We start from the raw sequence: 24,283 nt of genomic DNA on the forward strand, positions 1-24,283 counted from the left end.
GCGTAATGCTTTCCGGTATTGAGGCTGAGAACCCCTGCAGCGACGGAAGAGTGGTAGTGTCCTGACAAATGATATCAGGCAAGGATTGCCATGAAGAACACCGCTGCACCCACCGCGCATGATGCGCTGTTTAAACAGTTTCTTACCCATAAAGAAACGGCACGCGATTTTCTTACGCTCCATTTACCCGCGCCGCTACGCCAGCTTTGCGATCTCTCGACATTGAAACTGGAGTCCGGGAGTTTTATTGATGAGGCACTGCGCGCAACACATTCTGACGTGCTCTACTCGGTTACCACCCGGCAGGGAGAGGGGTACATTTATGTGCTCATTGAGCATCAGAGTTCACCCGACAAGCTGATGGCCTTTCGCTTACTGCGTTATGCTATTGCGGCCATGCAGCGGCATCTTGATGCGGGAAACACGGTCTTACCCCTGGTGATTCCGATGCTTTTTTATCATGGGCGCATTAGCCCTTATCCCTTTTCGTTATGCTGGCTGGATATGTTCAGCCAACCGCAATGTGCCCATGAATTGTACACAGCGTCATTTCCGTTGGTGGATATCACCGTTGTGCCTGATGAGCAGATCATGACGCACCGACGTGTTGCCTTACTCGAACTATTACAAAAGCACATTCGTCTGCGGAATATGACCCTGTTGCTGGACAAACTGGTCACGACATTGTCGCTGGGATACACTACTTCGCAGCAGTTGCGCGCGGCAATGCACTATTTACTGAGCAGAGGCAACACGCCAGCGCCAGGCGCTTTTCTTCGCCGACTGGCGCACCGTTCGCCACAACATAAGGAGACGTTGATGACTATCGCTGAACAACTGGAAGAACTCGGCAGGCGTAAAGGCTTTCGTCAGGGGCGTAATGAAGGACGTCACGAAGGGCGTCAGCAGGGGCGGGAGGAAGGACAAAAAGCCGAAGCGCTTCGCATCGCCTGTGAAATGTTACGCAGTGGCATGGATAAAGCCGTCGTACAGCGTCTCACTGGCCTGAGTGACGCTGAACTGGCGCAGCTCAAACATTAAAACTGCGCCGCGTTTTTTTAGAGTAGCCCTTTCAGACTTAGCGTGCGGCGGGTGGCGACATTCAGATCGTATTTTGTCAGATCCGCCGGGCTCACCCAGGCGTAATCCTGAAATTCTTCATTGATCACTACTTCACGATTCGCGCTGATGCAGTCAAAAATCAGGTAAATCATGTAGATCTCTTCTTTGCTGCCATCGGCGTAGGTTTTTATGCGCACATCGTCACTAAAGGTCCACGGCGTTATCTGTTGCAATACAAGTTTCTTGCCAAGCTCTTCGCGAACTTCGCGGCGCAACGCGTCTTCAATACGCTCGCCGGGTTCGACACCTCCGCCACTGAGTGCCCATTGACCGGGAAAAACACCGCGATCGTCGGCCATTTTGCATAGCAAATAATCACCTTCATTTTGAATCAGCGGGCACACAATTGTCCTTTGACGCATGATTTAGTCCTTATCCTTATGATGGGTATAGGGTTTATACCACCAACCTTGCGAGGATGCAGTACGCTGCCAAAAAAGAGCAAATTGCTCTTTACTGGCACTTTTAATGAAAACAGACGCGTAAAAATAGTGGATTGATGTAAAAAATCATTTTTAGTTCAGTATTCTTAAAAAAAATGATCGTACAATCAGCCGCTTTGGAACAGTGGACTATTGTTGCGCGGATAAGAGAAATGAAAAAGAGTGTATGTTTGGGTTTTGCCAGTCTTCTGCTGGTGTCTGCCGGGGCGAATGCCGTGAGCTTGAGCGGTCAGGTGGGGGAGCACTATACCAACCTCGGCGTGGGTATGGGAACGGAAACCAGTGGTCTGGCGTTGAGCGGCAACTGGGCGCACAACGATGATAATGGCGATATCGCCGGACTGGGCCTGGGTTACAACATTCCGCTGGGACCATTTATGGGGACTGTGGGTGGCAAGGGCGTTTACCTCAACCCGAATGCCGGGAGCGAAGGCTATGCGCTGGCCGTAGGCGGTGGCCTGGCGTGGCAGATTAGCGACAGCTTCCGCCTCTTTGGCGAATATTATTACTCTCCGGATTCCCTCTCCAGCGGGGTCAATGACTACCGTGAAGCGAATGCCGGTGCACGTCTGACCATTATGCGTCCACTCAGCATTGAAGCCGGTTACCGTTATGTCGATCTGACCGGTAAAGAAGGCCATCGTGACAATGCGGTGGCAGATGGCCCGTACGTGGGTGTTAACGCCAGCTTCTGATCTTTCGGCGCGGCGTCCGTCCGCGCCAGTTTCTTACCTCTTTTCTTCCCTTCATGCGGTATAGTGTTTAAACCTCTATTGCTGGAGAAAATAATGTTAAACGTAGAGATGCTGTCAACCGGCGATGAAGTTTTGCACGGGCAAATCGTGGATACGAATGCCGCCTGGCTGGCAGATTTTTTCTTTAATCAGGGGTTACCGCTTACCCGACGTAATACCGTTGGCGACAACCTCGACGACCTGGTGGCCATTCTGCGTGAACGCAGCCAGCAGGCGGATATTCTTATTGTTAATGGTGGATTAGGCCCAACCAGCGATGACCTCAGTGCGCTGGCGGCGGCAACGGCGAAGGGCGAAGCGCTGGTATTGCATGAAGAATGGCTGACGCAGATGGAGCGCTTCTTTAGCGAGCGCGGACGCGTTATGGCGCCCAGCAACCGCAAGCAGGCGGAAATTCCCGCCAGTGCGGAACTGGTGGATAATCCGGTTGGCACCGCCTGTGGTTTTGCCGTACAGCTTAATCGCTGCCTGATGTTCTTTACGCCGGGGGTACCTTCGGAATTTAAGGTGATGGTGGAACGTGAAATTCTGCCGCGCATTCGTGCCCGCTTTACACTTCCTGAGCCACCTGTCTGTCTGCGCCTGACAACCTTTGGCCGTTCTGAAAGCGATCTGGCGCAAAACCTGTCTCATTTGACGTTACCCGAGGGTGTGGTGATGGGCTATCGCTCATCCATGCCCATTATTGAACTGAAACTGACTGGTCCGGCAGAGCATCGCGAGGCGATGGAGGCGTTATGGCCGGAAGTGAAGCGGGTGGCCGGTGAGAGCCTCATTTTCGAAGGCACCGTGGGTTTACCGGCACTGCTTGCTGGTCGGCTGCGTGAACGTCAACTTAGTTTGACGCTGAGCGAACAGTTCACCGGTGGCCTTGTTGCATTGCAGCTATCGCGTGCGGATGCGCCGTTGCTGGTCAGCGAAGTCATCCCCTCTCAGGATGAAGCGTTAGTGCAGACGGCTCGTTGGGCTGCGGGACTGCGCGATCGCCATTTGGCCGGGCTGGCGCTGACCGTCTCGGGGCTGGAGGAAGAGCATCTGAACTTCGCGCTGGCGACACCTGAAGGTACACATGCCTTGCGCGTCAAATTTAATACGAACCGACATAGTCTGATAGTACGTCAGGAAGTCTGCGCAATGATGGCGCTGAATATCCTGCGCCGTTGGCTCAATGGTCAGGACGTTGCCAGCGACCATGGCTGGATCAACGTCGTCGAATCGTTATTTGTTGAATAATCCTTTTATGCCGGAAGAAATAGCGCTTCCGGCGTTTTCCAGTCCAGTCTGTTGTACTCCCCCTGAAAAAATCTGCGTAGCACTTCACGTTTTTTATTCATGAGATGTCCAGCATGCTGGAGCGCCATGACTTTATGATCATTCTCACAAAACCGGGTCCAGTAAGCCGCAACACTGATTCCAACATCCAGGACTGGAGTCCAATATGCTGGAATCAAGTAAAGTACCCGCGCTCAGTCGGGCAATTGAAATCCTTAATCTCATCGCACGTATTGGGCCTTGCAGCGCTGCGATAATCATTGAAGAGACTGGCATTCCTAAAAGCACCGCCTATTTAATTTTAGCGGAATTAAAAAAAGCGCGTTTATTGCGTATTGATAGCAATGACAACTACTGCTTGTGGACAAAGCTCGTTGAACTTGCCGGACACGCGTTGGCAAGAATGGATCTGCGCGAAATTGCCCGTCCCCGGCTGACTGAACTTATGGATGAGACCGGTTTGCTCTGTCATCTGGGTATTATCGATGACGCAAATGCCTATTACATCCTCAAAATAGAATCCTCCTCCACCATCAGCGTGCGCTCTCACGAGGGCAAAAGTCTCTCCCTTTATCGCTCCGGTATAGGGAAGTGTCTGCTGGCCTGGCAGCCGCCCGCGCTCCGCGATGAAATCATCCGCCATTTGCACTGGGAAAAAACGACATTGTCGACCATTGCCAATGCCCAACAACTGCACGATGAGCTGGCGTTGATTCGTGCCCGGGGGTGGAGCTATGACAATGGCGAAGATTACCCCGATGTCCGCTGTGTCGCAGCCCCCGTGTTTGATGCGCGCAACGCGCTAACGGCTGCCATCTCGGTAGTGGGAACCCGGCTGCAAATCAATGAGGAAAACCGGGATTACCTCGCAGGTAAGGCGATTACCTGCGCAAAAGATATTTCCCGGCTTTTAGGGTGGAAAAGCCCTTTCGACAAGCAAGCATCATAAAAAGGAGAACATCATGAACTTACCAAAAATTAAACACGTCAGGGCCTGGTTCATCGGAGGCGCTAGCGCAGAGAAAGGTGCAGGGGGTGGTGATTATCACGATCAGGGCGCCCATCACTGGATTGATGATCATATCGCTACGCCGATGAGCAAGTATAAAGCTTACGAGCAGTCCCGGCAGTCTTTCGGCATTAACGTGCTGGGCACCTTAATTGTCGAGGTGGAAGCCGAAAATGGTCAGACGGGTTTTGCTGTCTCCACCGCCGGAGAGATGGGCTGTTTTATCGTTGAAAAGCATTTAAACCGCTTTATCGAGGGGAAATGCGTCAGTGATATCAAGCTTATTCATGATCAAATGCTTAATTCCACTCTGTATTACGCGGGGTCTGGCGGGCTGGTTATGAATACGATTTCCTGTGTCGACCTGGCCTTGTGGGATCTGTTTGGCAAGGTTGTCGGGTTACCGGTTTATAAATTGCTCGGTGGTGCGGTGCGCGATGAAATCCAGTTTTATGCGACCGGCGCGCGCCCTGACCTCGCGAAGGAGATGGGGTTCATTGGCGGCAAAATGCCGACACACTGGGGTCCCCATGATGGCGATGCGGGTATTCGCAAAGACGCGGCAATGGTGGCTGAATATCGCGAGAAGTGCGGTGAAGATTTCTGGCTTATGCTGGATTGCTGGATGAGCCAGGACGTTAACTATGCAACAAAACTCGCCCATGCCTGCGCCCCCTATAATCTGAAATGGATCGAGGAGTGTCTGCCTCCGCAACAATATGAGGGTTATCGCGAACTTAAGCGTAACGCGCCTGCCGGAATGATGGTCACCAGCGGTGAGCATCACGGTACGCTGCAATCGTTTCGTACGCTCTCGGAAACAGGGATTGATATCATGCAGCCCGATGTCGGCTGGTGCGGTGGTTTAACGACGCTGGTTGAGATCGCCGCGATTGCGAAAGCGCGCGGGCAGCTTGTCGTGCCACATGGTTCTTCGGTGTATTCCCACCACGCGGTAATTACGTTTACTAACACGCCATTCAGTGAGTTTTTAATGACCAGCCCCGACTGCTCTACGCTGCGTCCGCAATTTGATCCCATCCTGGTAGATGAGCCGGTGCCAGTGAATGGACGCATTCATAAGCGTGTGCTCGATAAACCGGGCTTCGGTGTTGAGCTTAATCGCAACTGCAATTTAAAGCGCCCGTATAACCATTAATTCCTCCGCGCCGCCACCACGCGGCGCAGCCCTGGATGAGGTCGTCACAATGAATACCAGCTTATTGGATAGCGTGGTAAAGAAAAACCGCGCCCGTTTAATCCCTTTTATGTTGATGTTATATGTTCTGGCATTTCTCGATCGTTCGAATATCGGTTTTGCAAAAGAGACGTATCAGATAGACACCGGTCTGAGTAACGAAGCCTATGCACTCGGTGCGGGTATCTTTTTTGTTGTATACGCCTTCCTCGGCGTGCCGGCTAATCTGTTGATGCGCAAATTTGGCGCACGTTACTGGATTGGCGGGACGACGCTGGTATGGGGCTTTCTCTCCGCGGCGATGGCCTGGGCCGATACCGAAACCAGGTTTTTGGTGGTTCGCACGCTGCTGGGGGCGGCAGAAGCCGGCTTTTTCCCGGGCATGATTTACCTTACCTCGCAGTGGTTCCCGCAGCGCAATCGCGCCAGCATCATGGGGCTTTTTTACATGGGGGCGCCATTAGCTTTGACGCTGGGTTCACCGCTGTCCGGCGCATTACTGGAAATGCATGGTTTTATGGGGCATCCGGGATGGTTCTGGATGTTCCTGATAGAAGGCTTGCTTGCCGTTACCGCCGGTATTTTTACCTTCTTCTGGCTGGACGACACGCCCGCTCAGGCGCGGTTTCTCACGTCGCAAGAGAAGGCCGTGCTTGAGGCTCAACTGGCCAGCGAAGAGGAAAGTAAAGTGACGTCACGCCTGAGCGACGCGTTGCGTAATGGTCGCGTATGGCAACTGGCTTTCATTTACCTGACTATCCAGGTGGCGGTTTATGGGCTGATCTTTTTCCTGCCAACGCAGGTGGCTGCGTTGTTGGGAACAAAAGTGGGATTCACCGCCTCGGTGGTGACGGCTATCCCGTGGATCGCCGCGCTGTTTGGTACCTGGCTGATTCCGCGTTACTCCGACAAAACAGGCGAACGTCGTAATATCGCCGCGCTGACCTTGTTAGCCGCGGGTATCGGCATTGGCGTGTCCGGGCTGGTCTCTCCGGTGCTGGCCATTCTTGCCTTATGCGTTGCGGCGGTGGGGTTTATTGCCGTGCAGCCGGTTTTCTGGACCATGCCCACGCAGCTTTTGTCCGGAACGGCGCTGGCGGCAGGTATTGGCTTTGTGAATTTGTTTGGCGCGGTCGGCGGATTTCTGGCCCCCATCATCCGTGTGAAAGCCGAAACCCTGTTTGCCAGTGGTGCTGCCGGGCTTCTGACCCTTGCCAGCGTGGCGATTGCCGGCGCGCTGATCATTTTAACCCTGAATGTGAAACGCCCTGTTTCCCATTCGAACAGCGTGCATTCATGACCAAAAGGAAGCGAAATGACAACGGATCCGATTTTATCCAACCCGTTCAAGGCAGGTTTGCTAAAAGGTGAAACGCAGATTGGTTTGTGGTTGAGTTCCACCACATCGTATATGGCTGAGATTGCAGCGACCTCCGGGTATGACTGGTTACTGATTGATGGCGAACATGCGCCGAATACCATCCAGGATCTCTATCAACAATTGCAGGCCATTGCGCCTTATGCCAGCCAGGCCGTTATTCGGCCCGTTGAGGGGAGCCGTGTTCTTATCAAACAGGTGCTCGATATTGGCGCCCGTACATTGTTAATTCCCATGGTGGAGAGTGCAGAACAGGCACAGGATATCGTGGCTGCCACGCGTTACCCGCCGCAAGGCGTTCGTGGCGTGGGGGCGAGTGTTGCGCGCGCCGCTCGCTGGGGGCGGGTCGAAAATTATATGGCCCGCGCTAATGAAGAGTTGTGCTTATTGATTCAGGTTGAAAGCAAAGCGGCGCTGGATAATCTTGATGCCATTTTGCATGTTGAGGGTATCGATGGGGTATTTATCGGCCCTGCCGACCTCTCTGCGTCATTAGGCTATCCTGACAACAGTGGTCATCCGGCAGTGCAACGCGCCATTCAACAGGCCATTACACAAATACGTGACGCCGGGAAAGCGGCAGGTTTTCTGGCGGTCGATCCACTTATGGCAAAGAAAGTACTGGAGTGGGGAGCTAACTTCGTGGCGGTTGGTGTGGACACCATGCTTTATACCGGCGCGCTGGATCAACGTCTGGCGTTATTTAAAGCGGTAACGCCTTCGGTCATGAAGGGCAGTTATTAACTCTCGGCCCGCCGGAATGGTTCCGGCGGGCTAACCATTTAGCACAGAGCCTGCGCCAGTAAGGTGATAGGGTGTTCACAGCGAAGGCTGGTGGACATTTCTACCTGCCACTTACAGGTTTCACAATCCGTAATCACTAAATCCGCGCCGCTGGCCTCAATCTGGCGGAACAGTGGTTCGCCAATGGCCTGCGAGGTGGGGTAGTTTTCACGCTTAAATCCGTACGTCCCCGCAATCCCGCAGCAACGTGAATCCAGTACGGTAAGTTCCAGCCCGGGAATCCGTCGCAGCAGATCAAGGGTGTAGTGCGTCCAGCCCATTTTCTCCATATGGCATGGTGTGTGATAAACCACCTTCAATGGCAATGCCTTGAGCTTGAGCGTATTGCCTTCTTCCAGTTTGCGCCAGATCCAACGCGTTGCCAGGTCGATATGCGGACGTAACTGATGATTGTCCACGTCCAGCAGATGCGGATATTCATCACGCAGGGTTAAGGTGCACGTTGAGGAGGTGGCAATCACCGGAATGCCGTCACCTGTAATGCTCTGTTGCAACGCCCGAATATTAAATTCTGCCTGCTTTTTCGCTTTGGCAAAATAGCCATTGGCGATCAGCGGCACCCCGCAGCATTTTTCCTGGCGTAACAGTTGCACACCGATTCCCATCGCGTTCAGCACCTGCAACAGGTCTTTACCCAATTGCGGATGGTTGTAATTCACATAGCAGCCATGAAAAAACGCCACCTGCTGGTCAAACGCTTTCTGCTTGTCGGCAACGGAGCGGTACCAGCGGCGGAACGTGCCATGAGAATATTTTGGCAGTGTCCGGTGATGATCGATTTTCAGCGCTTTATCAAGCAACTGGCGAACGGGCTTAAGTGACGTGGCGGTATTGACCAGCGGCGCGAATGGCGTGGATAACGACCCCATCAAATCCGTATGGCTCAGGATGGCATTACGTAAAGAAGGCGGATTGACGGCATATTGTGAACGCGCGCGCTGAATAATATCGCCAATCTTCACGCCAGACGGGCACGCCGTTTCACACCGTTTACAGTTGGTGCAGTATTTCAGCGCTTCATCAAACAGCGCCGGATCCTTAAGACGTAAACGTTCACCATCAGGCCCCGCCTGTTTCGGACCAGGGTAGGCCGGATTGACCGCACTGACAGGGCAGACGGTAGTGCAGACGGTGCATTTGATACAGTTTTCAAATTGAGTCGTGGTCATTTCAGCTCTCCCCGGGCACAAATTTGTTCTGCGGCATACAGCGCGGTAACCGCACAAACGCCACCGCCACACCCCTGAGCAACGGCATCAAAACCGCCTAATACAGAGCCCACCACATACAGGTTATCCAGTGTCGCGCCCTGGCGCTGAGCGTGTAGCGTTGCGTCAGTGATCACGCCAAACTGTTGCCACGGCTGGGCATCAAAGACATTGTCGCGATACCAGCTTTCCCGTCCGGGGCTTTGTAATACGTCGAGGTCAAAAATGGCTTCCCGGATGCGATCGCGTTCGGCAATTAAACCATTATTAAAAAAACTGCCGCTGGCGAGCACCACATGGCGAGGACGTAGCGGAATATCTTCGTGCTTGCGCGTCCACAGTTGGGTCACGCGCCCCTTCTCCATATCAGCGCGGATCACCTCATCGCCAGGCATCCATGTACCTCCGCTCTGGATAAAGCGTTGCTGCAGGCGTGATTGCATGCGGGTGCCGGGAACCGACGGCGGCAGGGTAGGCAACAAACGCAGCGGGCACGAGAGCTGCTGATTGAGGCGCGTAAAGACGGCGCTGTCCTGCAGGCCAATACAGGCCGGAAAGTAGAGCACATTGTACTGACGACTTAACGGCAACAGCGCGCGATACAGCTCATCAAAATTCTCTGTCACATCCAGTACGCGGGCGATATTGACGGCGCGAAACTCACTCGGGTTATCCCGCACACGATCTAACACTGGCAGCGTTATCTCTTCTGCGGTCGCATTCATGCCACGTTTTCTCAGTGATGCGGCAGCCAGTTGCGGCTGGAAATCGAGAAATCCACAAATACCGACCACCCCGATGGCGATATCTTTTGTCGGCTGGAGAGGAATTTCATCAGGGCTTAGCCAGGCCTGGCGGAACGTACCCAGCGGGGTGACACGCATATGTGGCGTGTCTGCCTCACCTTTAAGCCTCAGGCCGCAGTCGGCCAGCATGGTCTGGGTCATTTTTGCATAGTGGCGTACTCTTTCAGCACCCAGCAAGGCATAAAGATGTTCGCTTTGCATACGCTGCAACGCCTCCACCCCGGCGGTGAGGTCGCTGACCGCTTGCCCGTCCGGAAGCCGGGAGAGCAAATCCAGTGAGCCAGAGGAGAAATTGAGTGCGCTCTGACCGCGGCTGACAATAGCACAGCGTTGACCGTTTTCGCTCAATCGAATGCCGCAGAGTAATCCGGCGAGGCCGCCGCCGATAATAACCGTATCAAATTTCATCAGTTGGCTCCTTTTCCAGCCCGCACAGTCCTTGATAGACCCAACGCGTAAATTCACTTTCTCGTAGTGCATCTCCCCAGGCGACAGGTTTGATGCCTTTCCAGCGCTCATTCAGGAATGCTGAAAGCTGGCTAAGAGACTCTGTTTCATTGGTCACCCGCATGCTGTGCAGCAAGCCTGCAGCGCGACAGGCGCACAACTCACCCTGACATGTGCCCATGCCCACGCGGGTGCGGCGGCGCAGATCCAGCAGGGAGTTAACATTGAGGTTTTCAACGGCGTATTGAACTTCCCCGGCGGTGACGGCTTCGCATTCGCATACCAGACTACGGCTGTGGCGATCGCTGCCCAGTGAAGCTGGCGTGCGATCGCCATGGCGATAAATGGCCGAGCCACGTAGCGGCACCGGCAGTGAGATTATTTTTTTCAGCGCCTGTTCTGTAGGCTGTTGTGAGCCCGGCAACGGCGTTGTGGCAGTGATGCAGGGGGTGCTGTGACCGAGCTTACGGCAGACGGCATCGGTGGCCCATTCCGCCATCAGACGATAAGTCATCAGCTTGCCGCCAGTAATGGTGATAAAACCTTCCATGCCGTCGCGTTGGGCATGGTCAAGCAGCACAATACCGCGACTGACGTTACGTCCTGTCGGGTCATCATCGCTGGCAACCAAAGGGCGGACGCCCGCATAGGCGCGCAGGATACGAGTTTGCGCCATCACCGGCGCCAGCTTTTCCCCCTCGCGCAGCAGAATATCGACCTCTTCGGGCGTCACCCGGATGTTGTCAATATCCTTATAGTCGATATGGGTGGAGGTGGTGCCAATCAGGGAGATGGTATCGCCTGGCACGAGGATGTCGGCATCTGCCGGCTTACGGCAGCGGTTTATCACATGTTGGTTGATACGATGGTCAAGTATCAGCAGGGCGCCCTTGGCCGGGAACATGCGAATACGTAAATCCGCATACTCCGCGATGCGCTGGCCCCAGATCCCGGCGGCATTGACCACGACATGAGCATGCAGGTGATAAAGCTCATGCGTTTGTGGGTGCATCAATTGTACGCCAGTAACCCTGTCGCCCTGGCGGACTAACCCGCAGACTTCGTGACCTGTCAGGATTGTGGCGCCATGCTCACGCGCATCAAGTATATTGCTGGCGGTCAGGCGAAAAGGATCCACGGTGCCGTCGGGAACACGAACAGCGCCCGTCAGTGCCGGGTTAACGCTGGGTTCCATGCGCCGCGCTTCCTCTGGCGTAATGGCCTGCGCGTTAATCCCCGCGCGCTGACAGGCGTCAATAAAGACTGGCTGGTAAGCCAGATCGTCTTCCGGCAGGGTGATAAACAAGCCGTCTGTAGGCTCAATACAGTGGCGAGCGATACGCTTGAGGATTTGGTTTTCTGCAATACATTCCCGGGCGGATTCGTTATCGGTCACTGCATAACGCGCACCGCTGTGCAATAAACCGTGATTGCGACCAGTGGCGCCTGTCGCAATGTCATGGCGTTCAAGCAGCACCACGCGCAGGCCGCGCAATGCACAGTCGCGGGCGATGCCTGCCCCGGTCGCGCCACCGCCGATGATGATGACATCGTAATCGTTTGAGTTAGCCATTTCTTCGTCTTCCGAGCGGGATTCCATGGAAACATTTAGCCACACTGTTGCTATGGATTGTTTGATATCGCGCATATTCGAGCAAAAAACGAAAATAACCAAGGCTGTTTTATGTCTGAAAGTGGAGCTTTGTCATAAATATGTAACATAAGGTGCGACAAATCGCCTTTTGTCGTTAGAATTTGTCGGGTAAAAGCGTTGCAAACGAAATCATGGTTTCGTTTTCACTCATTGCAGTTATTTATAATGATAAAACCCTGCCACGGAGGCGTATATGTTGAGTATTTTCCGGCCAGAATCCCACCGAGAAAGACTTCCTGAGGAGCGCATTGACCCGGTTTATCGTCGTCTGCGCTGGCAGATTTTTCTGGGTATTTTCTTTGGCTATGCGGCCTATTATCTGGTGCGCAAAAACTTTGCGCTGGCCATGCCTTACCTCGTCGAACAGGGCTTTTCGCGAGGCGATTTAGGATTTGCCCTGTCGGGGATCTCCATTGCCTATGGCTTCTCAAAATTCATCATGGGGTCCGTGTCGGATCGTTCGAATCCGCGCGTTTTTCTGCCCGCCGGTCTGATTCTGGCAGCGGCAGTCATGTTGTTCATGGGATTTGTCCCGTGGGCGACATCGAGCATTGCCATTATGTTTGTGCTGTTGTTTTTGTGTGGCTGGTTCCAGGGGATGGGATGGCCACCGTGCGGACGTACCATGGTGCACTGGTGGTCGCAAAAAGAGCGTGGCGGGATAGTGTCTGTATGGAACTGTGCGCACAACGTGGGCGGTGGTATTCCTCCCTTGTTGTTCCTGCTGGGTATGGCATGGTTTAACGACTGGCGGGCGGCGCTGTATATGCCTGCGTTTGGGGCAATCATTGTTGCGATCTTCGCGTTCGCCATGATGCGTGATACTCCCCAGTCCTGCGGCTTACCGCCGATTGAAGAGTATAAAAACGACTACCCGGACGATTACAGTGAAAAGGCGGAAGAGGAGCTGACGGCGAAGCAAATCTTTATGCAGTACGTCTTCCCGAACCGTCTGCTGTGGTATATCGCCATCGCCAACGTGTTCGTTTATCTCCTTCGCTACGGCATTCTGGACTGGTCGCCCACCTACCTGAAAGAAGTGAAGCATTTCGCGCTGGATAAATCCTCCTGGGCCTATTTCTTTTATGAATATGCCGGCATCCCCGGTACGCTGATTTGCGGCTGGATGTCTGACAAAGTGTTTAAAGGTAATCGTGGCGCCACCGGCGTCTTCTTTATGACGCTGGTCACCATTGCCACAATCATCTACTGGTTAAATCCGGCGGGTAATCCGACCATAGATATGCTGTGCATGATTGTTATTGGCTTCCTGATCTACGGCCCGGTGATGCTGATTGGCCTGCATGCGCTTGAGCTGGCACCGAAAAAAGCGGCCGGTACGGCAGCGGGTTTCACCGGTTTATTCGGCTATCTTGGCGGGTCGGTGGCGGCCAGCGCGATTGTCGGTTACACCGTCGATTTCTTCGGCTGGGACGGCGGCTTTATGGTGATGATTGGCGGCAGTATTCTGGCGGTACTTTTGCTGATTGTCGTGATGATAGGCGAACGCAAACATCACGCAGAAGTCGCGGCTAAACGCCGGTAAGACAATAAAAAGGGCCGTAAGCGGCCCTTTTACATTTCAATCTCGATATCCCCTTTGGCTTTGCAGCAGCAGGGTAATATTTCATCAGGCTGGATGAACGCCAGCGGCTCGGTCAGCCAGTCTACCTGGCCTGCGACCAGGCGACAGCGGCAGGAGCCGCAGTAACCTTCGCGACACTGGTATTCCACCGTTACGCGCTGTGATTCCAGCGCCACCAGCAGAGAAGGGTGTTCTTCCTGGCACAACACCTGTGTGCCTGTCAGACGCAAGGTTACGCGTGTCATCAGAGCTGGAAGTTACTCAGGTCGTCGGTATCGACCTCAGCGTCAATCTGGCCAACCAGATAAGAGCTGACCTCCACTTCCTGCGGAGCGACCTGGACGTTATCGGAGACCAGCCAGGTATTGATCCACGGAATCGGGTTAGATCGGGTCTGGAACGGCAAGTCCAGGCCGACCGCCTGCATGCGAATATTGGTGATGTACTCAATATATTGCCACAGGATATCTTTATTCAGGCCGATCATGGAGCCGTCGCGGAACAGATACTCTGCCCACTCTTTCTCCTGCTGAGCTGCCTGGACGAACAGGTCATAACACTCCTGTTTGCACTCTTCGGCAATCTCGGCCATTTCCGGATCATCGCTACCCGAACGCAGCAGGTTCAGCATGTGCTGCGTGCCGGTCAGGTGCAGCGCTTCATCGCGTGCAATCAGGCGGATGATTTTAGCGTTGCCTTCCATCAATTCGCGCTCCGCGAAAGCGAAAGAGCAGGCAAAGCTGACGTAGAAACGGATAGCTTCCAGCGCGTTAACGCTCATCAGGCACAGATACAGTTTCTTTTTCAGCTCACGCAGATTTACGGTCACGGTTTTGCCGTTGACAGTATGGGTACCCTCGCCCAGTAAATGCCAGTAGCTGGTCAGTTCAATCAGCTCATCGTAATAGGCAGAGATGCCCTCGGCACGTTTCTGGATCTGCTCGTTGGTGACGATATCGTCAAACACAATCGCCGGATCGTTGACGATATTACGGATGATGTGGGTGTAAGAGCGCGAATGGATCGTTTCTGAAAACGCCCAGGTTTCAACCCAGGTTTCCAGTTCCGGGATCGAAATTAGCGGTAACAGCGCCACGTTCGGGCTACGCCCCTGAATAGAGTCCAGCAGGGTCTGGTATTTCAGGTTGCTGATGAAAATGTGTTTTTCGTGTTCCGGCAACGCCTGATAATCAATACGGTCGCGGGAAACGTCAACTTCTTCCGGACGCCAGAAAAAGGAGAGTTGCTTTTCAATCAGCTTTTCAAAGATGTCATATTTTTGCTGATCGTAGCGGGCCACGTTGACCGGCTGGCCGAAGAACATTGGCTCTTTGAGCTGGTCGTTTTTCGTCTGTGAAAAGGTGGTGTATGCCATGAGTGTGTCCTGTGGTGTGATTTCCCTCACCCCGGCCCTCTCCCACAGGGAGAGGGGGAAAGAGTTCCCTCTCCCTGTGGGAGAGGGTTAGGGGAGGGGATTTATTAAATCTTACATGCGCCGCTTTCGCAGCCATCATCCTGAATGGACGGCACCAGATCATCCTGCGCATCTTCCGCACCGTCGCGGGTGTTTTGATAGTACAGGGTCTTCACGCCAAATTTATAGGCGGTGAGCAAGTCTTTCAGCAATTGCTGCATCGGCACTTTTCCTGACGGGAAACGTGACGGGTCGTAGTTGGTATTTGCAGAGATCGACTGGTCGATAAATTTCTGCATGATGCCAACCAGTTGCAGATAACCGTCATTGTTCGGCATCTCCCACAGCAGCTCATAATTATCTTTCAGCAGCTCATAATCCGGCACTACCTGGCGCAGAATACCGTCTTTCGACGCCTTGATGCTTACATGACCGCGCGGCGGCTCAATACCGTTCGTGGCATTGGAGATCTGCGATGAGGTCTCCGACGGCATCAGCGCAGACAGCGTGGAGTTACGCAGACCGTACGTTTTCACCGATTCACGCAGAGCGTCCCAGTCGTAGTGCAGCGGTTCGCTGGTGATACCGTCCAGGTCTTTTTTGTAGGTATCAATAGGCATAATGCCTTTGGAATAGGTGGTTTCGTTAAACCACGGACACGCGCCTTGCTCTTTCGCCAGTTCGTTCGACGCTTTCAGCAGGTAGTACTGGATTGCTTCGAACGTTTTGTGCGTCAGGTTGTTGGCGCTGCCATCGGAGTAACGTTTGCCGTTTTTCGCCAGCCAGTAAGCGAAGTTAATCACGCCGATACCCAGCGTACGGCGGCCCATTGCGCCACGTTTTGCTGCCGGAATCGGGTAGTCCTGGTAATCAAGCAGGGCATCCAGCGCACGCACCGCCAGTACCGCCAGCTCTTCCAGCTCATTCAGGTCAGAAATTGCACCCAGGTTAAAAGCAGACAGCGTACAGAGCGCGATTTCACCGTTTTCGTCGTTCACATCGTCCAGCGGTTTAGTCGGCAGGGCGATTTCCAGGCACAGGTTAGACTGGCGCACTGGCGCAACCACCGGGTCAAACGGGCTGTGGGTATTGCAGTGGTCAACGTTCTGGATGTAGATACGACCGGTAGAGGCGCGTTCCTGCATCATCAGCGAGAACAGCTCAACGGCTTTCACGCGCTGTTTACGGATGCTGTCGTCTTTCTCATATTTGGTGTACAGACGCTCGAACTCATCCTGATCGGCGAAGAAGGCGTCATACAGACCCGGGACATCAGACGGGCTGAACAGGGTAATCTCTTCACCTTTCAGCAGGCGGGTGTACATCAGTTTGTTGATCTGTACGCCGTAGTCCATGTGACGTACGCGATTACCTTCCACGCCACGGTTGTTTTTCAGCACCAGCAGGCTTTCAACTTCCAGATGCCACATTGGGTAGAACAGGGTTGCCGCGCCACCACGCACACCGCCCTGAGAGCAGGATTTTACCGCGGTCTGGAAGTGTTTGTAGAACGGGATACAGCCGGTATGGAATGCTTCGCCGCCGCGAATCGGGCTACCCAGCGCACGAATACGACCCGCGTTGATGCCGATACCGGCACGCTGGGAAACGTATTTCACAATGGCGCTGGAAGTGGCGTTGATGGAGTCCAGGCTGTCGCCGCACTCGATCAGCACGCAAGAGCTGAACTGACGGGTCGGGGTACGCACGCCGGACATAATCGGCGTCGGCAGTGAAATTTTGAACGTAGAGACCGCATCATAGAAGCGCTTCACGTAACTCAGACGCGTTTCGCGCGGATACCCTGAGAACAGGCAGGCAGCCACCAGGATATAGAGGAACTGCGCGCTCTCGTAGATTTCGCCGGTAACACGGTTCTGAACCAGGTATTTGCCTTCGAGCTGCTTAACGGCCGCGTAGGAGAAATTCATATCGCGCCAGTGGTCGATAAACCCGTCCATCTGCTTGAACTCTTCTTCCGTGTAGTCTTCCAGCAGATGCGTGTCGTATTTGCCAAGTTCCACCATTTTTACCACGTGGTCATACAGCGCTGGCGGCTCGAACTGGCCGTAGGCTTTTTTACGCAGATGGAAGATGGCCAGGCGTGCGGCGAGGTACTGGTAGTCAGGCGCATCGCGGGAAATCAGGTCCGCAGCAGCTTTGATAATGGTCTCGTGAATATCGGACGTTTTGATGCCGTCATAGAACTGGATATGGGAACGCAGTTCCACCTGAGAGATGGATACATTACTCAGCCCCTCTGCCGCCCAATCCAGCACCCGATGAATTTTGTCGAGATTGATGCGTTCAGTACCACCATCACGCTTTGTCACCAGCAGACTCTGATTCATGTGAAATTTACCTGTCCGTGAATAAAAATATCCCCCAATTATCCACAGAACCGCGTTGTGACTAACTCTGTGGATAAATACTATATGTTGGGGGTTTAAGATAAGAGAAACGCTATATGGTGAGTATTCTAGTAAGGATTCTTTTGAGTACAAGAGTTGATTTTGACGTTAAATTGAGGTTGCAAAAGAGTGATAAACGCTAAGTCCACGTCGCATAAGGCCTGGCGGGGATGTCAATATTTCGCAAAAAAAAATGAAAATTTGATCAAACGCTGATTTCTTCATCGGGAAGGGAAGATCGCGCGACATGATGTAGCGCAATCTTTATAAGAATAGTGAATGACGTCAGACGTTTTTTGCTTTTGTATGTAACATGTAATTAACATCCACGCCGGGGGCGAGCTTAAAGGCATTAAGCAGCGGGTTATAATGCAGACCCGTGATATGACGCTCCTGTAAACCGGCTTGATTCACCCAACCGAGCAGTTCTGCGGGTTTGATAAATTTCTTCACGTCGTGGGTGCCTTTGGGCACCATTTTCAGCACATACTCGGCGCCAACCACCGCCATCAACCAGGCTTTGCCGTTACGGTTAATCGTCGAGAAGAAGACGTGGCCGCCGGGTTTGACCAACCGCGCGCAGGCGTTGACTACCGATTGTGGGTCCGGTACGTGCTCCAGCATCTCCATGCAGGTGACGACATCATATTGCTGTGGATGTTTATCGGCGTGGTCTTCGACGGTCTCTTGAACGTATTCGACGCGAATACCTGACTCCAGAGCATGTAGCCTGGCCACCTGCAGCGGTTCGAAGCCCATATCCAGTCCGGTGACCGTCGCCCCTTCGCGCGCCATGCTCTCCGCCAGAATGCCGCCGCCGCAACCGACATCCAGTACATTCTTGCCAAACAGGCCGTCAGCACGCTCTGCAATATAACCCAGGCGTAACGGATTGATGCGATGAAGAGGTTTGAATTCGCCTTCCAGATCCCACCAGCGAGAGGCAACCGCTTCAAATTTGGCGATTTCAGCCTGGTCAACGTTTTGAGCAACCGACGTTTTTTCGGCATTCATGGGGATAGGTACTCCTTTTTTAGCAAGACGGATGAGTATAACAGTCTGCTGGCGCTAATAAAGCGCCCTGCGGGGTCTTTCCGTTTACCTGATTCATTACGGTTGTGTTATAATTTGCGACCTTTGAATCCGGGATACAGTAGAGGGATAGCGGTTAGATGAGCGACCTTGCGAGAGAAATTACACCGGTCAACATCGAGGAAGAGCTGAAAAGTTCTTATCTGGATTATGCTATGTCGGTCATTGTTGGCCGTGCGCTGCCAGATGTCCGCGATGGTCTAAAGCCGGTTCACCGTCGCGTACTTTACGCCATGAACGTCTTGGGCAATGACTGGAACAAAGCCTACAAAAAATCTGCCCGTGTCGTTGGTGACGTAATCGGTAAATACCATCCCCATGGTGATTACGCGGTGTATGACACCATAGTGCGTATGGCTCAGCCATTTTCACTGCGCTACATGCTGGTTGATGGTCAGGGTAACTTCGGTTCTATTGACGGCGACTCCGCGGCGGCAATGCGTTATACGGAAATCCGTCTGGCGAAAATTGCCCATGAGCTGATGGCCGATCTGGAAAAAGAGACCGTTGATTACGTCGACAACTACGACGGTACGGAAAAAATCCCTGATGTAATGCCGACCAAGATCCCGAACCTGCTGGTGAACGGGTCTTCCGGTATTGCCGTCGGGATGGCGACCAACATTCCTCCGCATAACCTGACGGAAGTGATTAACGGTTGCCTGGCCTATATCGAGGATGAAGACATCAGCGTTGAAGGGCTGATGGAACATATTCCAGGGCCGGACTTCCCGACCGCCGCCATTATTAATGGCCGTCGTGGTATTGAAGAAGCGTACCGTACCGGACGTGGCAAAATTTATATTCGCGCCCGCGCCGAAGTGGAAGCTGACGCGAAAACGGGTCGTGAAACCATTATCGTGCATGAAATTCCATATCAGGTGAACAAAGCACGCCTGATCGAGAAAATTGCCGAGCTGGTAAAAGACAAACGCGTTGAAGGTATCAGCGCGCTGCGTGACGAGTCTGATAAAGACGGGATGCGCATCGTGATTGAAATCAAACGTGACGCGGTGGGTGAGGTGGTTCTGAATAACCTGTACTCCCAGACCCAACTGCAGGTTTCCTTCGGCATCAACATGGTAGCGCTGCACCATGGTCAGCCGAAGATCATGAACCTGAAAGATATTCTGTCCGCGTTCGTGCGTCACCGCCGCGAAGTGGTGACGCGCCGTACTATTTTCGAACTGCGTAAAGCGCGCGACCGTGCGCATATCCTTGAAGCGCTGGCCGTGGCGCTGGCGAATATCGATCCGATTATCGAACTGATTCGTCGTGCGCCGACCCCGGCGGAAGCGAAAGCCGGTCTGATCGCGCAGCCGTGGGATTTGGGCAATGTTTCCGCCATGCTGGAACGTGCGGGCGATAACGCCGCGCGCCCTGAATGGCTGGAGCCGGAGTTCGGGATTCGTGACGGTAAATACTACCTGACCGAACAGCAGGCACAGGCAATTCTGGATCTGCGTCTGCAGAAACTGACGGGCCTTGAGCATGAAAAACTGCTCGATGAGTACAAAGAGCTGCTGGAGCAGATCGCTGAACTGCTGCACATTCTGGGTAGCGCCGATCGTCTGATGGAAGTGATCCGCGAAGAGCTGGAGTTAATTCGCGATCAGTTCGGTGACGAGCGTCGTACTGAGATCACGGCCAACACCGCCGACATCAACATCGAAGATCTGATCAACGAAGAAGATGTTGTGGTCACGCTGTCGCATCAGGGCTACGTGAAATACCAGCCGCTTACTGACTACGAAGCACAACGTCGTGGCGGTAAAGGCAAGTCTGCCGCGCGGATTAAAGAAGAAGACTTTATCGATCGTCTGCTGGTGGCCAACACCCACGACACGATCCTCTGCTTCTCCAGCCGTGGTCGTCTGTACTGGATGAAAGTGTATCAGTTGCCGGAAGCGAGCCGTGGGGCGCGTGGTCGTCCGATCGTCAACCTTCTGCCGCTGGAGGCGAATGAACGCATCACCGCCATTCTGCCGGTTCGCGAATACGAAGAGGGCGTGAGTGTCTTTATGGCGACCGCCAGCGGTACCGTGAAGAAAACCGCGCTGACCGAATTCAGCCGTCCGCGCTCTGCCGGGATCATTGCGGTTAACCTCAATGAAGGCGATGAACTGATTGGCGTCGATCTGACCTCTGGGCAGGACGAAGTCATGCTGTTCTCTGCCGCCGGTAAAGTGGTGCGCTTCAAAGAAGACGCCGTTCGCGCGATGGGACGTACCGCAACAGGCGTTCGCGGTATCAAGCTGGCAGGCGAGGACAAAGTCGTTTCGCTGATCATTCCACGTGGCGAAGGGGCAATCCTCACCGTGACGCAGAATGGCTACGGCAAACGTACGGCTGAAACCGAGTACCCAACCAAATCACGTGGTACGCAGGGCGTTATTTCCATCAAGGTGACCGAACGTAACGGTTCCGTGGTGGGGGCGGTACAGGTAACTGATACCGACCAGATCATGATGATCACTGATGCAGGTACGCTGGTGCGTACACGCGTGTCGGAAATCAGCGTGGTAGGGCGTAACACCCAGGGCGTGATTCTGATCCGTACCGCTGAGGACGAAAACGTGGTCGGTCTGCAGCGTGTGGCCGAGCCGGTGGATGACGAAGAACTCGATTCCATTGATGGCAGCGTCGCGGAAGGAGATGATGAAATCGCTCCGGAAGTTGACGATGGTGCCGCTGACGACGACGCCGACGAGTAATCTGTGCTGAGGGCCGGTTTTCCGGCCCTTTCTCTTTGCCATTGCGGCACCGGCATTTTACCGCTACTTTAACCTCAGTCACTTTTACACCCTCATGGCGGAGTTTCCCCAGGTTGAAATACCTCGTCTCTTTTCGTAGCACTCTGAAAGTCTCGCGCTATCTTTTCCGCGCACTGGCTCTGGTGCTTTGGCTACTAATTGCTCTCTTTTCGGTGTTCTACATCGTCAACGCGCTGCGTGATAAAGAGTCGGAAATACGCCAGGAGTTCAACCTCAGCGCCGATCAGGCGCAGCGGTATATTCAGCGTACCTCTGATGTCATGAAAGAGCTGAAATACATCGCGGAAAACCGTCTGACGGCAGAAAACGGAATTCTTGCTTCTCGTGGGCTGGATGCGAAAACCGATGTGCCCGATTTTCAGCCGCTATTTCCCGATTCCGACTGCTCGAAAATGGGCACCGCCTGGCGTGGTTCTCTGGAGTCCCTGGCGTGGTTCATGCGCTACTGGCGGGATAACTTCTCGGCGGCGTACGACCTGAACCGCGTATTTCTGATTGGTAGCGAAAATCTCTGTGTGGCGGATTTTGGCCTGCGTGATGTGCCGGTCGAACGCGACGATACACTTAAAAGTCTGCATGAGCGCATTCTAAAATACCGCAACGCGCCGCAGGATGAGCGCGGCAACAATCTCTACTGGATGAGTCAGGGGCCACGTCCAGGGGTGGGCTATTTTTATGCGTTGACGCCAGTTTATCTGGGTAATCGTCTGCAGGCGCTGCTGGGGACGGAACAATCCATTCGGATGGAGAATTTCTTCACACCGGGCAGCCTGCCGATGGGCGTGACCATTATTGATGAAAGTGGGCATGCGCTGATTTCTCTGACGGGTGCGGAAAACCGTATCGAAGTGGACCCGCGCTGGCTGCAACTGCGATCCTGGTTTGGCTACACCTCAGGCTTTCATGATCTTATCCTCAAAAAGAGCCTGCCGCCTTCGCCGCTAAGTATTGTCTACTCGGTGCCGGTGGATATGGTACTTGAGCGTATTCGTATGCTGATCCTCAATGCGGTGTTGCTTAACATCCTTGTGGGGGTTGCCCTGTTTACCCTGGCACGCATGTATGAGCGGCGAATTTTTATTCCGGCGGAAACGGACGCCCAGCGTCTGGAAGAACACGAGCAGTTTAACCGTAAAATCGTCGCCTCGGCGCCCGTGGGCATCTGCATTTTACGTACTCAGGATGGCACCAACATTCTGAGTAATGAACTGGCGCATAACTACCTGAATATGCTTACCCATGAAGACCGCCAGCGTCTAACGCAGATTATCTGCGGACAGCAGGTGAACTTTGTGGATGTCCTGACCAGCAACAATACCAATTTGCAAATAAGCTTCGTCCACTCCCGCTATCGCAATGAAAACGTGGCCATTTGCGTACTGGTGGATGTCTCTGCGCGCGTCAAAATGGAAGAGTCGTTACAGGAGATGGCGCAGGCGGCGGAGCAGGCAAGCCAGTCAAAATCGATGTTCCTGGCCACCGTCAGCCACGAGCTGCGCACGCCGCTGTATGGCATTATTGGTAACCTCGATCTGTTGCAGACCAAAGAGTTGCCGAAGGGCGTTGACCGCCTGGTAACGGCGATGAATAACTCGTCCAGTCTGCTGTTGAAAATCATTAGCGATATTCTCGATTTCTCGAAAATCGAATCTGAACAACTCAAAATTGAGCCGCGTGAGTTTTCCCCACGTGAAGTCATGAGCCACATTGCGGCCAACTATGCACCGCTGGTGGTACGCAAGCAGCTCGGCCTGTACTGTTTTATCGAGCCGGATGTGCCCGCCACGCTGAACGGCGATCCGATGCGTCTGCAACAGGTCATCTCCAACCTGCTGAGTAACGCGATCAAATTCACCGATATAGGCTGCATTATTCTCCATGTCCGTCGGGATGAGCACTATCTGAGTATTCGCGTGCGCGATACCGGCGTAGGGATCCCGGGCAAAGAAGTGGTGCGGCTGTTTGACCCCTTCTTCCAGGTCGGCACCGGGGTGCAACGTAACTTCCAGGGGACCGGGCTGGGGCTGGCAATTTGCGAAAAACTGATCAACATGATGGACGGCGATATTAGCGTCGATACCGAGCCGGGTATGGGTAGCCAGTTTACTATTCGTATTCCGCTGTATGACGCCGTTGAGCTTGCGCCTGCGGATGTTGATGGGCTGGCGAATACCTGTTGCTGGCTGGCGGTACGCAATGCGTTTCTTAACAGTTATCTGGAAACCTTGCTGGCGCATAACGGTATTCAGACCCAGCGCTATGATGGCCGCCCGTTGGGAGCAAACGACACCTTTATTACAGACGATGAGTTGCCGACTTCCTGGAGCGGGCGTGCCGCCGTCCTGTTCTGCCGTCGCCATATAGGTATTCCGCTGGAGCGCGCGCCAAATGAATGGCTGGTCAGTGTGGCATCGCCGCATGACCTGATTGCGATCCTTGGGCGTATTCACCGTGTTGAGGTGGTGGTGCCGGAAGTCACTGCCGCGCTGCCGCCGCCGGGCGCAGCCGAGGCGCGAAATGACGACATGATGATTCTGGTGGTTGACGATCACCCCATTAACCGCCGTCTGCTGGCGGATCAGCTTGGCTCGCTGGGGTATCAGTGCAAAACAGCTAATGACGGCGTAGATGCCCTGAATGTCCTGAGCAAGAACGCCATCGATATTGTGCTGAGCGACGTTAACATGCCGAATATGGACGGTTATCGCCTGACGCAACGTATCCGCGAGTTGGGGATGACCCTGCCGGTTATCGGCGTGACGGCGAATGCGCTGGCGGAAGAGAAGCAGCGTTGTCTTGAATCGGGGATGGATAGCTGCCTGTCGAAGCCGGTCACGCTGGATGTGCTGAAACAGACGCTGGCGCTTTATAGCGCGCGAGTAAGAAAAGCGCGGCGATAAAAACAAACCCC

The 24,283-nt window shown here is 53.8% G+C and carries 18 protein-coding genes; 10 read left to right on the forward strand and 8 right to left on the reverse strand.

Annotated features, from left to right (window positions below):
- The first annotated feature begins 90 nt into the window (after positions 1 to 90).
- Positions 91 to 1,041, forward strand: a complete 951-nt coding sequence (locus AB182_RS07045) for an Rpn family recombination-promoting nuclease/putative transposase (RefSeq protein ID WP_047369470.1) — start codon at positions 91 to 93, stop codon at positions 1,039 to 1,041.
- Positions 1,042 to 1,058: 17 nt separating this feature from the next.
- Here the strand turns inward: AB182_RS07045 and nudI are convergent, their stop codons facing one another.
- Complete coding sequence (gene nudI, locus AB182_RS07050; protein ID WP_047369471.1) at positions 1,059 to 1,484, reverse strand: nucleoside triphosphatase NudI; 426 nt, start codon at positions 1,482 to 1,484, stop codon at positions 1,059 to 1,061.
- A 233-nt stretch (positions 1,485 to 1,717) separates the two neighbouring features.
- Between nudI and AB182_RS07055 the strand changes: the two genes are divergently transcribed.
- The 6 genes from AB182_RS07055 to yfaU all read left to right on the forward strand — a co-directional run bounded on the left by AB182_RS07055 (position 1,718) and on the right by yfaU (position 7,921).
- Entirely contained in the window at positions 1,718 to 2,260 is a 543-nt protein-coding gene (locus AB182_RS07055) for a YfaZ family outer membrane protein (protein ID WP_047369472.1), read from the forward strand.
- 93 nt (positions 2,261 to 2,353) lie between these two features.
- Positions 2,354 to 3,553: a nicotinamide mononucleotide deamidase-related protein YfaY gene (locus AB182_RS07060; RefSeq protein ID WP_047369473.1), complete on the forward strand. Its 1,200-nt coding sequence runs from the start codon at positions 2,354 to 2,356 to the stop codon at positions 3,551 to 3,553.
- Positions 3,554 to 3,758: 205 nt separating this feature from the next.
- On the forward strand, positions 3,759 to 4,541 hold the full coding sequence (locus tag AB182_RS07065) for an IclR family transcriptional regulator (protein ID WP_047369474.1): 783 nt from the start codon (positions 3,759 to 3,761) through the stop codon (positions 4,539 to 4,541).
- Between the two features lie 13 nt (positions 4,542 to 4,554).
- Positions 4,555 to 5,760, forward strand: coding sequence for an L-rhamnonate dehydratase (rhmD, locus tag AB182_RS07070; RefSeq protein WP_047369475.1), 1,206 nt, complete (start codon positions 4,555 to 4,557; stop codon positions 5,758 to 5,760).
- Between the two features lie 49 nt (positions 5,761 to 5,809).
- The gene (locus AB182_RS07075; RefSeq protein WP_047369476.1) at positions 5,810 to 7,099 is read left to right on the forward strand and encodes an MFS transporter; all 1,290 of its coding nucleotides are present in this window, start codon (positions 5,810 to 5,812) and stop codon (positions 7,097 to 7,099) included.
- A 15-nt stretch (positions 7,100 to 7,114) separates the two neighbouring features.
- Positions 7,115 to 7,921, forward strand: coding sequence for a 2-keto-3-deoxy-L-rhamnonate aldolase (gene yfaU / locus AB182_RS07080; RefSeq protein ID WP_047369477.1), 807 nt, complete (start codon positions 7,115 to 7,117; stop codon positions 7,919 to 7,921).
- 38 nt (positions 7,922 to 7,959) lie between these two features.
- Here the strand turns inward: yfaU and glpC are convergent, their stop codons facing one another.
- Genes glpC through glpA form a run of 3 tightly spaced genes read right to left on the reverse strand, consistent with a single transcriptional unit; the run spans position 7,960 to position 12,015 of the window.
- Complete coding sequence (gene glpC / locus AB182_RS07085; RefSeq protein ID WP_047369478.1) at positions 7,960 to 9,150, reverse strand: anaerobic glycerol-3-phosphate dehydrogenase subunit GlpC; 1,191 nt, start codon at positions 9,148 to 9,150, stop codon at positions 7,960 to 7,962.
- Entirely contained in the window at positions 9,147 to 10,403 is a 1,257-nt protein-coding gene (gene glpB / locus AB182_RS07090) for a glycerol-3-phosphate dehydrogenase subunit GlpB (protein ID WP_047369479.1), read from the reverse strand. Before glpB ends, glpC begins: the two co-directional genes overlap by 4 nt.
- Positions 10,393 to 12,015 (reverse strand): anaerobic glycerol-3-phosphate dehydrogenase subunit A, encoded by a 1,623-nt coding sequence (gene glpA, locus AB182_RS07095; RefSeq protein ID WP_047373213.1) that lies wholly within the window; start codon positions 12,013 to 12,015, stop codon positions 10,393 to 10,395. The genes glpB and glpA overlap by 11 nt, the downstream gene beginning before the upstream one ends.
- Positions 12,016 to 12,289: 274 nt before the next feature.
- Between glpA and glpT the strand changes: the two genes are divergently transcribed.
- A complete protein-coding gene (gene glpT / locus AB182_RS07100; protein ID WP_047369480.1) occupies positions 12,290 to 13,642 on the forward strand; it encodes a glycerol-3-phosphate transporter in 1,353 nt (450 codons plus the stop codon).
- A gap of 29 nt (positions 13,643 to 13,671) precedes the next feature.
- Here the strand turns inward: glpT and yfaE are convergent, their stop codons facing one another.
- From yfaE to ubiG, 4 genes are all read right to left on the reverse strand, one after another.
- Positions 13,672 to 13,926 (reverse strand): class I ribonucleotide reductase maintenance protein YfaE, encoded by a 255-nt coding sequence (gene yfaE, locus AB182_RS07105; protein ID WP_047369481.1) that lies wholly within the window; start codon positions 13,924 to 13,926, stop codon positions 13,672 to 13,674.
- Positions 13,926 to 15,056 (reverse strand): class Ia ribonucleoside-diphosphate reductase subunit beta, encoded by a 1,131-nt coding sequence (gene nrdB / locus AB182_RS07110; RefSeq protein WP_039079918.1) that lies wholly within the window; start codon positions 15,054 to 15,056, stop codon positions 13,926 to 13,928. The genes yfaE and nrdB overlap by 1 nt, the downstream gene beginning before the upstream one ends.
- 104 nt (positions 15,057 to 15,160) lie before the next feature.
- A complete protein-coding gene (gene nrdA / locus AB182_RS07115; RefSeq protein WP_047369482.1) occupies positions 15,161 to 17,446 on the reverse strand; it encodes a class 1a ribonucleoside-diphosphate reductase subunit alpha in 2,286 nt (761 codons plus the stop codon).
- Between the two features lie 345 nt (positions 17,447 to 17,791).
- Positions 17,792 to 18,520 carry a bifunctional 2-polyprenyl-6-hydroxyphenol methylase/3-demethylubiquinol 3-O-methyltransferase UbiG gene (ubiG, locus tag AB182_RS07120; protein ID WP_047369483.1) on the reverse strand — a complete coding sequence of 243 codons (729 nt, stop codon included), beginning with the start codon at positions 18,518 to 18,520 and terminating at the stop codon, positions 17,792 to 17,794.
- 158 nt (positions 18,521 to 18,678) lie between these two features.
- Between ubiG and gyrA the strand changes: the two genes are divergently transcribed.
- Both gyrA and rcsC read left to right on the forward strand, forming a co-directional pair.
- Complete coding sequence (gyrA, locus tag AB182_RS07125) at positions 18,679 to 21,312, forward strand: DNA topoisomerase (ATP-hydrolyzing) subunit A (protein ID WP_047369484.1); 2,634 nt, start codon at positions 18,679 to 18,681, stop codon at positions 21,310 to 21,312.
- Between the two features lie 113 nt (positions 21,313 to 21,425).
- Positions 21,426 to 24,272, forward strand: a complete 2,847-nt coding sequence (gene rcsC / locus AB182_RS07130; protein ID WP_047369485.1) for a two-component system sensor histidine kinase RcsC — start codon at positions 21,426 to 21,428, stop codon at positions 24,270 to 24,272.
- The last annotated feature ends 11 nt before the right edge of the window (positions 24,273 to 24,283 follow it).

Origin of the sequence: Phytobacter ursingii (assembly GCF_001022135.1) — a bacterium.
GTDB classification, from domain to species: Bacteria; Pseudomonadota; Gammaproteobacteria; order Enterobacterales; family Enterobacteriaceae; genus Phytobacter; species Phytobacter ursingii.

Coding starts and splice junctions, on each gene's coding strand:
- AB182_RS07045 (WP_047369470.1), top strand. CDS start 91: ATGAAGAACACCGCTGCACCCACCGCGCATGATGCGCTGTTTAAACAG.
- nudI (WP_047369471.1), bottom strand. CDS start 1,484: ATGCGTCAAAGGACAATTGTGTGCCCGCTGATTCAAAATGAAGGTGAT.
- AB182_RS07055 (WP_047369472.1), top strand. CDS start 1,718: ATGAAAAAGAGTGTATGTTTGGGTTTTGCCAGTCTTCTGCTGGTGTCT.
- AB182_RS07060 (WP_047369473.1), top strand. CDS start 2,354: ATGTTAAACGTAGAGATGCTGTCAACCGGCGATGAAGTTTTGCACGGG.
- AB182_RS07065 (WP_047369474.1), top strand. CDS start 3,759: ATGCTGGAATCAAGTAAAGTACCCGCGCTCAGTCGGGCAATTGAAATC.
- rhmD (WP_047369475.1), top strand. CDS start 4,555: ATGAACTTACCAAAAATTAAACACGTCAGGGCCTGGTTCATCGGAGGC.
- AB182_RS07075 (WP_047369476.1), top strand. CDS start 5,810: ATGAATACCAGCTTATTGGATAGCGTGGTAAAGAAAAACCGCGCCCGT.
- yfaU (WP_047369477.1), top strand. CDS start 7,115: ATGACAACGGATCCGATTTTATCCAACCCGTTCAAGGCAGGTTTGCTA.
- glpC (WP_047369478.1), bottom strand. CDS start 9,150: ATGACCACGACTCAATTTGAAAACTGTATCAAATGCACCGTCTGCACT.
- glpB (WP_047369479.1), bottom strand. CDS start 10,403: ATGAAATTTGATACGGTTATTATCGGCGGCGGCCTCGCCGGATTACTC.
- glpA (WP_047373213.1), bottom strand. CDS start 12,015: ATGGCTAACTCAAACGATTACGATGTCATCATCATCGGCGGTGGCGCG.
- glpT (WP_047369480.1), top strand. CDS start 12,290: ATGTTGAGTATTTTCCGGCCAGAATCCCACCGAGAAAGACTTCCTGAG.
- yfaE (WP_047369481.1), bottom strand. CDS start 13,926: ATGACACGCGTAACCTTGCGTCTGACAGGCACACAGGTGTTGTGCCAG.
- nrdB (WP_039079918.1), bottom strand. CDS start 15,056: ATGGCATACACCACCTTTTCACAGACGAAAAACGACCAGCTCAAAGAG.
- nrdA (WP_047369482.1), bottom strand. CDS start 17,446: ATGAATCAGAGTCTGCTGGTGACAAAGCGTGATGGTGGTACTGAACGC.
- ubiG (WP_047369483.1), bottom strand. CDS start 18,520: ATGAATGCCGAAAAAACGTCGGTTGCTCAAAACGTTGACCAGGCTGAA.
- gyrA (WP_047369484.1), top strand. CDS start 18,679: ATGAGCGACCTTGCGAGAGAAATTACACCGGTCAACATCGAGGAAGAG.